Annotated in this window: 9 protein-coding genes and 1 riboswitch; of the genes, 4 read left to right on the top strand and 5 right to left on the bottom strand. The window is 52.4% G+C overall.

Translation table 11 applies throughout. From position 1 onward, the window contains the following. Window positions 1-240: 240 nt before the first annotated feature. Window positions 241-1,659, bottom strand: a complete 1,419-nt coding sequence (locus AC6CHM_RS19555) for an HlyD family type I secretion periplasmic adaptor subunit (protein WP_336442226.1) — start codon at window positions 1,657-1,659, stop codon at window positions 241-243. Continuing rightward, on the bottom strand, window positions 1,656-3,365 hold the full coding sequence (locus AC6CHM_RS19550; RefSeq protein ID WP_336442225.1) for a type I secretion system permease/ATPase: 1,710 nt from the start codon (window positions 3,363-3,365) through the stop codon (window positions 1,656-1,658). Before AC6CHM_RS19550 ends, AC6CHM_RS19555 begins: the two co-directional genes overlap by 4 nt. A 256-nt stretch (window positions 3,366-3,621) precedes the next feature. Here AC6CHM_RS19550 and AC6CHM_RS19545 point away from each other — a divergent pair, with 256 nt between their 5' ends. The 4 genes from AC6CHM_RS19545 (at window position 3,622) to AC6CHM_RS19530 (ending at window position 8,328) form a co-directional block, all read left to right on the top strand. After that, window positions 3,622-4,191 (top strand): MarR family transcriptional regulator, encoded by a 570-nt coding sequence (locus AC6CHM_RS19545; RefSeq protein ID WP_336442282.1) that lies wholly within the window; start codon window positions 3,622-3,624, stop codon window positions 4,189-4,191. A 42-nt stretch (window positions 4,192-4,233) separates the two neighbouring features. After that, window positions 4,234-5,454: a glycosyltransferase family 4 protein gene (locus AC6CHM_RS19540; protein ID WP_498174240.1), complete on the top strand. Its 1,221-nt coding sequence runs from the start codon at window positions 4,234-4,236 to the stop codon at window positions 5,452-5,454. A gap of 166 nt (window positions 5,455-5,620) precedes the next feature. Further along, on the top strand, window positions 5,621-6,844 hold the full coding sequence (locus AC6CHM_RS19535) for an adenylate/guanylate cyclase domain-containing protein (RefSeq protein ID WP_440810976.1): 1,224 nt from the start codon (window positions 5,621-5,623) through the stop codon (window positions 6,842-6,844). A gap of 425 nt (window positions 6,845-7,269) precedes the next feature. Beyond that, entirely contained in the window at window positions 7,270-8,328 is a 1,059-nt protein-coding gene (locus AC6CHM_RS19530) for a GSU2403 family nucleotidyltransferase fold protein (protein WP_498174237.1), read from the top strand. A gap of 37 nt (window positions 8,329-8,365) precedes the next feature. Here the strand turns inward: AC6CHM_RS19530 and gcvP are convergent, their stop codons facing one another. The 3 genes from gcvP to gcvT are packed head-to-tail and all read right to left on the bottom strand — an operon-like array spanning window position 8,366 to window position 12,650. Further along, window positions 8,366-11,164: an aminomethyl-transferring glycine dehydrogenase gene (gene gcvP / locus AC6CHM_RS19525; protein ID WP_498174235.1), complete on the bottom strand. Its 2,799-nt coding sequence runs from the start codon at window positions 11,162-11,164 to the stop codon at window positions 8,366-8,368. Window positions 11,165-11,169: 5 nt separating this feature from the next. Continuing rightward, entirely contained in the window at window positions 11,170-11,538 is a 369-nt protein-coding gene (gene gcvH / locus AC6CHM_RS19520; protein WP_115054060.1) for a glycine cleavage system protein GcvH, read from the bottom strand. 5 nt (window positions 11,539-11,543) lie between these two features. Next, window positions 11,544-12,650, bottom strand: a complete 1,107-nt coding sequence (gcvT, locus tag AC6CHM_RS19515) for a glycine cleavage system aminomethyltransferase GcvT (RefSeq protein ID WP_498174233.1) — start codon at window positions 12,648-12,650, stop codon at window positions 11,544-11,546. Between the two features lie 161 nt (window positions 12,651-12,811). Next, a riboswitch (glycine riboswitch) is annotated at window positions 12,812-12,909 on the bottom strand. Window positions 12,910-12,927: the final 18 nt, after the last annotated feature.

The raw sequence follows: 12,927 nt of genomic DNA, 5'->3' as shown, positions 1-12,927 counted from the left end.
GGCGATCGAGTGCTTTGACGATTGTGCGCTGCACCAAATCGAAATGCAACATATGTTATGAATATAAATGTGGCAATCTATAGTAACAATTTATTACATGAATGTATTACGACATATTTATATTAGACTTATAATTGCGCTTTAAACTCAATATACTTTAGTTATGCATCCTTATTAGGCGTAAATTATTTTTAATTTTGAAGTACCCTCAAAAACATCAGCTGTACCAGCGCTTTCCGGCTAATCTTCCCTGAAGGCACGGTTGAAACTATCGGTGATTGGGCCAGCGATGTAATCAATCGCTCGACGTGACTTGTGCACAATCAGGATTTCTGCAGGCATGCCTGGATAGAGCTTGATGGACGGATTGGCTGTCAGCGACTGGGGAGAAATTTCCGCCCGTGCCACAAAGTAGGCCGTTTCGCTTTTTTCATCGATAAGCTGGTCAGCGGCAACATAGGTCACCTTTCCATCAAGCGGCGAAAGGGATCGTTGATTAAACGCCGTCAATTTGACCTGAACTGCAGAATTCACAGCAACGCCATCAATATCGCGTGGACTGATCTTCATTTCGACCACCATCGGCTCGTTTTCCGGAACAATATCAAGAATTGCTTCGCCGGCTGCAACAACACCGCCCGGTGTACGCAGACGAATATTGTCGACGATACCGGCCTGTGGCGAACGTATCTCGACCCGGCGCATGACATCTTTGGCAGCGACAATTCGCTCTTCGGTGTCAGCAAGATCAGTCTGGCTGGTGGTAATTTCACCTGCAATCTCTGATTGCACATCACTTTCAATGCCGGTTAGCGAAAACTCGGCACCTGCTTTGGCCTGTTCCGCTTTGGCCTTATCGCCGGCATATTCACCACGTTGGCCGGCAAGTTCGCTTAGCCGGGTATCGATCTCCGTAAGTTTGGATTTTTGGGCAAAACCCTTTTTGACCAGGCTGGCGATTGCATCGCGCTGTTCGGTGATAAGGGCAATCTGTCGATCTGTGGCTACGATCTGTGCCTCTGATGCCTTTGCCTGCTCGGTATATTGTTCAATGGTTTTTTGCTGAACATCGATGCGACTTGTCTTTTGGGACGAGCGCTTTTGGAAAAATATCTGCTCGGCTTTCATGGCATTTTGTGCCGTGACATCATCAGCTGCACCAAAATCTTTTGGAAACTCGATTTCAGTAGCGCCCGCCTGCTCCGCCCGCAGGCGAGCAAGCTTCGCGATCAATCCAACGCGGCGGCTTTGCAGAGATTGCAACTCCGAGCGGGCCTTTGTGTTGTCCAACCTTACCAGCGGCTGCCCAACTTTGACGACGTCGCCTTCCTGGACCAACAAGCGATCAAGGATACCACCTTCAAAATGACTGATGGTTTTACGCTTTGAATCAACGATTACCGTTCCAAGCGCAACAGCAGCGCTGCCAAGCTCAGCCGAGTAAGCCCAGCCAAAAAAACCACCAAATGCGATGGCTATCGTTGCAACACCGGCAATGATCAGCCTGCGTAGAGGGCTCTTTGCATCTTCCTGCTCGAGGTCGGTGACCCATTCAGGGCGAACCGTGCCAAATTTCGTAGGCAGATTGTCGCCGGTCGATGCGGCGCGCGGGGCAAGCAATTGGGAAACCCGTTTGGGCAGATTGATTTTGTCGGTCATGATGCAGTCGCTCTCTTAGGACCGGTCGGTGTTATCGAGGCAACAACATCCGTGCGCGGCCCGAACTGGGTAATACGGCCGTCCTCAAGGACGAGAAGCTTGTCCGCCACCTGCATAATCGTGGGTCTATGAGCTATCATGATCACGATCGCACCATCATCGCGCGCCTGTTCTATGGCCCGCATCAATGCTCTCTCGCCCACGGCATCAAGATTGGCATTGGGTTCATCCAACACGATAAGGCGGGGGCGGTTGTAAAGGCAGCGAGCGAGGCCAATCCGCTGGCGTTGACCACCTGACAGCGTTAAACGCCCGTCGCCCACAGGCGTATCATAACCCAGCGGCAGTCTTCCGATCATCTCATGAACATCTGCAAGCCTGGCGGCCTCCAGAACACGGTGGGGGTCACTGTCGCCCATGCGTGCGATGTTGTCCTTGATCGTTCCTTCAAGCAGCGCCACTGACTGCGGCAAGTAGCCGGCAATTTCGCCAAATGAGCCGCGCTCCCACAAATACACGTTGTTGCCATCGAGGAAGACGCCTCCTGACGTGGGCTTCACGATGCCGATCATCAGCCGGGCAAGCGTCGACTTGCCGGCAGCCGAAGGCCCGACAATACCGAGAACCTCTCCGGGTGAAAGAGCAAATGAGATGCCCTTGATAATTGGCATTTCGACACCAGGCGCGGCATAGACCAGCCTGTCCACGATAAGATCTCCATGGGGCCTGGGGGTCGGCATTGTTTGTCGCACTGCGAGATTCTGGGCCAGCAAGGATTGAATCCGCTGCCAGTTTCCAATTGCGTTTACCCATTGCCGCCAGGTCTCAACGACCTGATCAAACGGCATGAGAAGTCGTCCGACAATGATACTGGTGGCGATCATCGCGCCAGGCGAAATTTCTTGCTCCATGGCCAGCAATGTGCCGGCGCCGAGCGTTACCACCTGGATCATGAACCGTAATGTGCGAGTGATGGATGTCATGGCACGGCTGCGGCTGCCGCCAAGGTCAAGCAAATCCAGGGCATTCATCTGCAGGCCACGCCAGCGACGGGCCAAAGCAGGTAGCATACCCATGGCTTCAATCGCTTCAGCATGGCGCAATGTTGCACCGATCTTGGAGATTGCCTCGATATTCGCCTGATTGGCGTCTTTCACCAGATTGCGTGTCATCAAATCTGTCACGACACCGCAGCAGATCAGAATGATGACCGCCACAATACCAATAATGCCAAAGACGGGATGCAGCAAAAACAGGACTCCAAGAAAAATAGGAGACCAAGCTGCATCAAGCGGAGCACTTACCGCTGACGATGTCAGAAACGAACGCAACTCGGTCAAGTCACGCAGGGATTGCGTTGCTTTTGGAAGCCCCTGATCAACCGAGGCTTGTACCGCTGCGGTTAAAACCGGAAGGTTGAGCCGACGAACCAATGCGCTGCCCATTGCCTGAAATGAGAGAGCGCGGATGAACTCCAAAATACCGAAAACAATCAACGCGCCAATCGCAAGAATCGTTAGCATCAACAACGTATCTGTGCTGCGGCTGTTCAATACACGGTCATGAACCTGCAGCATATAAAGCGGTACTGTCAGCTGCAAAATGTTGATGCATGCACTGAGCAAAACAGCATAAAGCAGCCCCGCCAAGAATACCCGGCGGGCTTTGAAAATAAGGGTTTGAGGCGTGGGCACCGTAGGTGTCATCGCTTTTTTTCCAACATTGCTATTGCCATTCTCATTGATTTGACGAGTATCTACCATACACTTCTGCCTTGGAAATGACACAGCCGCGGTTTAGCTCCTACGACCTTGGTCTAAGGCCATAGACTAGTAAAGTAATACTGCGCAGAATGTGACAGAAAAAAGTTCTTACGGTGGGGAAATATTCGAAGGAGAACCGAAAACATACTTGTAACTTACTTCAAATTTTGAAGTAAACTTGATCATGGAGACCAAGATGATACAAAAACTTCTGCACGAAGAAGTGGAAGTCGAAACATCTATTGACGGCTATGATGCCGCCAATTTCCCCGAAATTACCGCAGAAAAACAGGGACATAGACATCCAGTTCATACAGTGGTTGTAACGCATTTTGAACTGGCAAGAATGATTGAGAGGGTCAATCGGAGGTTCGCGAGTCTGCTCAGGACAGAGATGACAAAACTCGGCGTTGAAGATGTTGGGCCAGCTCAGGCAATGGTTCTTCTTGCCATCGGCGACGTTGAACTTTCGGTTGGAGAACTACTGGACCGCGGCCATTATGTCGGCTCCAACATCTCCTATTACCTGAAGCAGCTTGCCGATGGTGGATATATCGACAGGGTAGCATCACAGCGCGACAAGCGATCCGCAAGGATTCGTTTGACTGAAAAAGGCGAACAGCTTTGCGCCAATTTGCGCGACGCTGGCGGTGCTTATAATCGGGTTCTTGCGCGGGATGATAGTGACCTGCGCAATCTAGAGATTGCATTTCAAACATTGCATCGGCTTGAACTGGTATGGGGTAATGCTGCACGTTACGGCATTTAACAATCAAGTGGTGTGCCGTAACGGTCGGAAAGGACTGAAATCATGCATGTGGCATTCGTGCACAGACGTGGCTTTGGTCAATTTTCTGCTCTGGCTGAAAATCTTGCTTCCAGTGGGCATGATGTCAGCCTCGTTTGTGAAACTGTAGACCGACGCCTCCCATCGGTCCGCGTAGTCAGACACAGGGCAGAACCCGGCCCTCGATCGGATACTCAGATGGCAAAACATCTGGGTATACCGGATCACCATGTTCGGATCGGGCACCGGGTTGCTGAAACATTTGAGGCCATGATACGTCATGACCAGCGACCAGACATTGTTGTCGGTCACATAGGCTGGGGCAGCATGATGTTTGTAAAAGACGTGCTGCCACAGGTACCTGCGATAGGATATTGCGAGTTTTTCTACAGGGCAGAGGGTGCTGATGTCGGATTTGCACCCGACGACTTACCCGACGCGGATACACGCAAGCGCTTGCGTCTGCGCAATATCGCCCAGCTCATCTCGCTCGAAGCCCTGGATGGCGGCATTAGCCCTACACAATGGCAAAAGAGCCTCTATCCCGCGTCTGCACAAAACCGCATCGCGGTCTGCCACGAAGGCGTTGACACTCAACGCTTTCGTCCAGACCGCAACGCCTCGCTGCGTCTTCCCGACGGGCGCGTTTTGCGGGCAGGGGATCCGCCGATCATCACATTCGTCGCCCGCGATCTGGAACCTTATCGCGGCTTCCCGCAAGCACTTGAAGCGGCATCGAAGGTTCTGGCCAAGAATTCCGACGCTCTTTTTATCTTTGTGGGCGGCGATGGCGTAAGCTATGGCAAGCCGCCGCCAGGTGGAGGTACATGGAAAGAGGTTATGCTGGCGCAGCACAATGTCCCGGCTGACCGAGTCTTGTTTACTGGTCCAATCTCACATGATCTTCTTCGTCAGCTGTATCAAATTTCCACAGCGCATATCTATTTAACCTACCCGTTCGTTCTCTCCTGGTCCGTGGTGGAGGCCATGGCCTGTGGCGCTCTGATCATTGGCTCGGACACTCCTCCGGTGCAGGAGATCATTCGATCGGGGAAAAATGGCTTACTTGTGCCGTTTTATGATACCGACGCTTTGGCCGACACCATTTTACGTGTTTTGCACAAGCCAGACGATTATATGCCATTGCGTATCGCTGCCCGCAGAACAGTCGAACATCGCTTCCAACTTACGGATTGTCTGACACGTCAAAAAGCTTTGATTGGGTCAATTGCCAAGGCAGGTTGAGTATTTGACAATTGCTATCCCTGATACCCGCGGCTTTTCTGCCCTGAACCTCACCTGTGCTGGCCTCCGCATGTAGCTGCCCATAAATCAGTTCAAAAGCAGGTCTGTCTTTGTCAAAATCGCGTAACAGTGCTAACCATCGCGCATCTCGTAGGCAGGTATGGCAATGAACGAAGCCAAGATCGCAGAAATTGAAACCTGGCTGGACATGCAAGGGCTCTCCGGCACCAGCGAAACAGAACTTATGAATGGGTTTTGCCAGCGCTGTCTTGATGCTGGAATCCGGCTTGAGCGAGCAAATGCATTTGTCGACACGCTGCACCCCATCTACGAAGGCCGAGTTTTTCTATGGCGCAGGGAAGGGCAGGTCGAGCGCGCCATCATTGAATATGGTTCTTCGCAGGAGGGTGAAAGCGCAAGCAACTGGCAGACATCAACCTTTTACAGCATGTTGAATGCGGGCGACGATGAAATGCGCGTGCAGCTGGGACGGGAAAAAGACTTGGGATTCCCGCATTTACTCACGCTCAAAGGCGAAGGCTGCACTGATTATCTCGCGCTCATAAATCGCTTCTCTTCTGAAGGCACTATCGGCGAAATGGATTGCTTTTATTCCTCCTGGTCTACCGATGACCCACAGGGTTTCCGTGCAGAGGATCTGGTGGCGATCCGTCGAATGGTGCGAGGACTGGGATTGGCCATAAAGTGCGCCTCGCTGACCCGTATCGTCCAGACCTTGGCCGATGTCTATCTAGGTCATGATGCCGCTAAGCGTGTCCTTGCCGGACGCATCAATCGAGGTGCCGCGGAGCGTATTGAAGCGGTCCTGTGGTATTCGGATCTGAGAGGCTATACACGCATTTCAGATACAGCATCGCCCGATGCAATCATTCCCATGCTGAATGATTATGCGGAAGCAGTCATATCCTCGATACACGAAACGGGCGGCGACGTACTCAAGCTTATGGGAGACGGTATTCTTGCAATCTTTACCAACGGCAACTCTGCTCAGGATTGTGCAGCAGCGCTAGAAGCTGAATATTTGCTACGCAAACGCCTTGTCACGCTTAACCAAGTTCGCCACGCGGATGGTGCTCCAGCAACCGATGTCTATCTTGGCCTTCACATCGGAGAGGTATTTTACGGTAATATTGGGAGTGATACGCGCCTCGACTTTACAGTTGTCGGTCCCGCGGTAAACGAAGTCAGTCGCATCGCATCAATGTGTCGCTCGGTTGACCAGGACATATTGATTTCCGATAGTTTTGCCGAAGCTTTGCCAAGCGAATTGCGAGACCAACTCGTCTCCGTCGGGCGTTATGCGTTGCGGGGAGTGGGACGTGCCCAGGAGCTCTTTACCCTTGATCGAGCCAGGTCTGGACGCCTGTAGTCATTTTCACAACCTATGCGCCTCCGCATTTGATTTGGCAACTTCGTAAATCTGACGCCATTATTGCGCCGCGTCGACTGTCAAACTGGGATTCCTGCTTTTGCCCACCGGTTATCATTTTTGTAGGGGTTCAGTCCTTCGAGCGATCTTACGGCGTTCATCCATATCAATCTGGGAGTAGGTGCATTTCATGGGCAACTCCTTGCAAGCGATAAGCCACTGTTATCTATTGCAAGTCGCACTTCATCCTTGAACCCACCCGCTAAAAGCAGAAAATCACGTAATAATAGTTATGGAACTACCATTATCCCTTGCGCACCAAGAAAACATCATTAAAGGGATAATTCGTTTATTTTCATAGTTTTAAATTTGCATAATATGCTATTATCCCTATTCTAAAGTTCATCGAACATTCTAGGGATAACATGATTAAATTCAAAACGTTATCATCAGAACAAATTCGCCAACAGGTTGATACAGCGCAGGTTTATGATGTTTATCGAACCAGCGCGAAAGACTATGAACAGCGGTTTTCTGGGTCTATGTCATGGAAGAAAAGCACCAATAACAAGACTTATCTTTACAAGAAGACCAATGGCATCTGGAAATCTTTGGGTCCAAAATCAGCCGCAACAGAACTGATACATAACCAGTTTCATTCGGGTCGCGACGACTCGAAGGATCGTATGTCGCGGTTGGCACAGCGTCTTGACCAGCTTGCGCCCGTGAACCGGGCTATGTCCCTTGGGCGCGTCCCGCTACTGACAGCTCGTATTATTCGGGCGCTCGACAAACTTGGCCTTATCGGAACAGCAGTCGACGTTGTTGGCACCAACGCCCTGTTCCTCTATGAACGCATGGCTGCTGTTCATATCAGCAGCGGGCTATTGTCAACACAGGACGTCGACTTGTTGATGGATTCGCATTTCAGTTTAAGGCTCATCGTTAAGGATTTCTCTAACAAAGGCCTGATCGGACTATTGCAGAAAATTGATCACTCTTTTCGCCCTCTTGCCAAAAATGGATACCGGGCGGCAAACCGTGATGGGTTTCTGGTTGACCTTATCAAGCCTATGCCAAAAGATATTCTCTCCTCCAACGAGAAAAACCGCTTCAGCGCCGATGCCGAAGATTTGCAGGCGATAGAGATTGAGGGGCTTTCTTGGCTGGTTAACAGTCCCAAAGCATCCGAGACAGTGATAGACGAACGAGGATATCCAGTCAGTTTCTCCTGTCCCGACCCTAGAGCCTTCGCACTCCACAAATTGTGGCTTTCACGTCGTTCGGATCGAGATGCAGCCAAACGTTTGCGGGATGAGCAGCAGGCACGTGTCGTTGCCGAGCTTATCAATAAATACCTTGCCCACCTCTCCTTCCAATCGAGCGACCTACAGGCTTTACCATTTGCCCTATGCCAGCTTGCCTCGGAGTTCGACTCGGCTGCAGTTAAAAATGCACCTCCAAGCCTGACACCTGACTGGTAGCAAAAAAGAGCGCCGGACATGCCAGCGCTCTTTTTCTTTAATTATACGCCGTCATGGGCGGGCAAGAACAAACCAGATTGCGATCGCCTGCAACATTGTCGATCCGGGAAACCGGTGGCCAATATTTCAGCAGATCCTCCGATTCTCCGCCGGGCAGACTTGCTACCTTGCGGCTATAGGGGTGCGACCAGTCATCAGCCAGAACATCGCCCGATGGATGCGGAGCGTTGACAAGTGGATTGTCATCTCTCGGCCACTCTCCGCTCGCAACTTTTGCAGCCTCACCCGCGATTGCGATCATCGCATCGCAGAAACGATCAATCTCGCGCTTCGATTCTGATTCCGTAGGTTCAACCATCAGCGTTCCAGCAATTGGCCAGGACATTGTAGGGGCGTGGAACCCATAATCAATCAGACGCTTGGCTATGTCTTCAACACCAATTCCGGCACTTTCCTTAAGTACCCGAGTATCAAGAATACACTCATGTGCCACGCGATCATTACGGCCCTTGAACAACACAGGGTAATAATCCTTCAATCGTTCAGCAATGTAATTGGCATTGAGAATCGCCATTTCGGTTGCGCGCTTCAAGCCTGCTCCACCCATCATACGGATATACATCCATGTGATTGGCAGAATTGATGCGCTGCCGAATGGTGCGGCGGAAACCGCATTGCCGGTGCCATTCATCACATGTCCAGGCAGGAATGGAGCCAGATGCTTCTTAACACCAATCGGGCCGACACCGGGTCCCCCGCCTCCATGCGGAATGCAGAAGGTCTTGTGCAGGTTCATGTGGCAGACATCCGCGCCAATATCACCGGGACGTGCAAGCCCAACGAGCGCGTTCAAATTGGCGCCATCAAAATAGACCTGACCGCCATGTTCATGAACGACAGCGCAAATATCTTTGACCCCCTCCTCGAATACGCCATGTGTTGACGGGTAGGTAATCATCAATGCGGCAAGATTGGCGCTGTGTAGTTCAGCCTTTGCTTTCAGATCATCGAGATCAATGTCGCCTGCCTCTTCGCAAGCAACAACGACCACCCGCATCCCCGCCATATGCGCACTGGCAGGATTGGTGCCATGGGCCGATTCAGGGATGAGGCAAATATCGCGATGATCATCGCCGCGATCCAAATGATAGCGACGGATTGCAAGAAGACCGGCATACTCGCCTTGGCTACCGGCATTTGGTTGCAGTGACACGGCATCAAAGCCTGTGATCTCTGAGAGCCAAGCTTCAAGATCATCGGTCAGCGACTTATAGCCCAGCGCATGATCTGCCGGTGCGAAAGGATGCACATTGGCAACGCTTTGCCAGCTTACGGGAAGCATTTCTGCTGCAGCGTTCAGCTTCATCGTACAGGAACCGAGCGGAATCATCGCACGGTCAAGCGCCAGATCCTTATCGGCAAGCCGACGAAGGAAGCGCATCATCTCGGTTTCCGAACGCTGTTGATGGAAGACAGCCTGGGTCATGAAACCCTCGGCAGGCCGCGAGCTTGGCAACTTTGAGCCGGGATCATTCAGCACCTTGGCACCGAACAAACCGGCAAGCGCTACCAGATCCTCGTCCGTCGTTGTCTCATCTACAGTGATACCTAGTCTGTCCGCATCAATATGGCGGAGCAGTCGTTCGCCTTTTTCGGCGCTGACCGCAATAGCATCTGCTCTACCCGGAACGCTGACCGTGACCGTATCGAAGAATTGCGACCCACTTAATTCAAGGCCCACAGCCTCAAGTGCAGCCGCCAATCTTGCAGCCTTTGCGTGAACTTGGCTGGCAATAGCCTGAAGCCCCTGCGGACCATGCCAGATGGCATAGGATACCGCCATGTTCGCAAGCAGTGCCTGCGCTGTACAGATATTCGACGTAGCCTTGTCGCGGCGAATATGCTGCTCGCGTGTCTGCAATGCGAGACGGTATCCCGCCCTGCCTTTGCTATCGACCGATTGGCCGACCAGCCGACCTGGAATAAGCCGGGTTAGATTTTCAGTCACCGCGAGGTAAGCGGCATGGGGCCCACCATAACCTACGGGAACGCCAAAGCGCTGCATGGAACCCGCAGCAATGTCGGCACCCAGCGACGCAGGTGATGCAGTGACCGTCAGAGCAAGCGGATCGGCAACTGCAATAACAAGTACGCCTGCAGCCTTCGCAGCCTTGATAACAGCAGAGTGATCCCTGTAGACCCCGTAAGTATCCGGCCAAGGTACGATGACAGCGGCTGCAGTATTATCGATCTCGCCGCCATTGACCGTCATGCCCAGGGGTTCAGCACGAGTTCTGACCACGTCCAGGATTTGCGGATGAACATCTCCGGCAAGGACAATTCGCGTACGCTTTTCGCGGTGATGACGATAGGCAATCCCTACGGCTTCCGCAACAGCGGTTGCCTCGTCAAGGAGCGACGCGGAAGCGACGGGCAGTCCTGTCAGCTCGGCCACCAGCGTCTGGAAGTGAAACAGGAGCTCAAGACGGCCTTGGCTGATTTCAGACTGATATGGCGTGTAGGCCGTATACCACGCCGGATTCTCAAAGAGGTTGCGTTGGATCACTGTCGGAACATGGGTACCGTGATATCCTTGGCCAATATAACTTTTGAAGGTCTTGTTGTGGCCCATCTTGGCGGCCAGTTCGGCGAGTGCTTCGGCTTCATTAACCGCCTCGGGAATATCAAGGGGTTTTTCGAGCCGGATAGACTTTGGAACAGCCTGTGAAATCAACGTATCGAGTGAAGGAATACCAAGCGCAGCCAACATGGCGCGCGAGCCTTGTGTACTAGGGCCGATATGCCTGTCGGCAAATGGGAATATGCTCTTGTTCATGATGTTCAACCAATAATCGCTTTGTAACCGGCTTCATCAAGCAAGCCTGTCAATTGTTCAGTGTTGGAAAGCTTCATCTTCCAAAGCCAGCCATCGCCGGTAGCGGCAGAATTGATCAGGGCCGGATCACTTGCGGTCGCTTCGTTCACTTCTGTGACTTCACCATCCAGCGGCGCGTATACATCGGAGGCAGCCTTGACAGATTCAACAACAACAGCTGCATCACCTTTGGAAAGGCTGGTGCCGATATCGGGCAACTGAACAAAAACGAGATCGCCGAGCTGATCCTGTGCATGATCCGTAATACCGACCGTTGCGATATCGCCATCAACGCGTACCCATTCATGATCTTCGGTAAAGTAAGTGGTTGCCATTTGTATTATCCTTTGTGGTAGCGATGTGGCGCGAAGGGAAGTGGATGAATGTGGACCGGAATGCGATTTCCGCGCACTTCAGCAAAAATCGGCACCGTTGCGGCAAGAATGTCCTTATTGACGTATCCCATCGCCACCGGATGACCAGCGGAGGGACCGAACCCGCCCGAAGTGACAATGCCGACATGTTTTCCGTCTGCATCAATGAGGACAGTCTCAGAGCGAACCGGTTGGCGACCATCGGGTTTCAAGCCAACCCGCTTTCGCGCGCTACCCGAGGCAATCTTTTCAAGCAGAGCTTTGGCGCCGATAAACCCGGCCTTCTCACGGACAGCTTTTCCAATTGCCCAAGTAAGGCCTGCATCCACCGGGTTAAAGTCAGGGGTAATGTCGTGACCATGCAGACAAAGACCGGCTTCCAACCGAAGACTGTCACGGGCCGCAAGTCCGACCCAAGCCACTCTCTCATCCTTGAAGAGCGTCTCTGCAAGCTCACCGGCATCGGGCGCAGGCAGTGCAATTTCGAAACCATCTTCACCCGTATAGCCTGAGCGACTCATGAACCAGCCCGGCTTCGGCTCAAAGCCATGCATGAAAGCTAGCTCGGTCCCCGAAATCCCTGCTTTATGCAGAACATCGGCTGCTTGCGGGCCTTGAATGGCCAGAAAAACACGGTCTAGCGCATCGATCTTGCAGTCAAAATCTTTTGCGACACCGCGCAGGTGCGCCTCGTCGGCCGCCGCATTGCCGGCATTGGCCACCACCATGTAATGAGCGGCACCCAAACGGGTTACGATAAGATCGTCGAGTATGCCTGCCTGCTCGTCGAGAAAAAACGTGTATTTGGATTGTCCCGGTTGCAATGCCCCTGCATCCAGCGGGCATGCACGTGACAAAAGCGCTGTTGCGCCTGGACCCGAAACATCGAACAATTGCATATGGGAAATGTCAAAAAGCCCGGCGTTTTCGCGCGCATGAAGATGTTCCTTCATCACCCCCAGCGGATAGGTGATAGGCATTGACCATCCGGCAAATCCACCAAAGCGCGCACCGGCAGCTTTATGCAGATCATCAAGTGGTAGTGATTTTAGTTGTTCTTCTTCGTTGCCCATTACTTCTCCAGAGTCGCGCAAAGACCTCCGCCACAACGACGGAATGTTTCTTTGCCCCTCTGTCGGAAGCCTGAGAGACTCGCACAGCCGTTACGGGACCTTGGTCCCAGCTGAACTTACACCTTCGGCGCGAGGTTTCCCCCGACTTTCCAGAGTTGCCTTACCCGTTTGCGGTTCTTGATACCTGAGAGATTTCGGGCGATTTCCCCTTCGGTGGCTCTGCACATCACTGCACAGAACACTCTCCCGCAAACTGACAGGGCCTTATGATTCTTCA

The organism is Phyllobacterium sp. GQ127 (assembly GCF_059758635.1).
The sequence above is the reverse complement of the archived record's forward strand: the minus strand, read 5'-3'. Positions and strand labels throughout refer to the sequence as shown.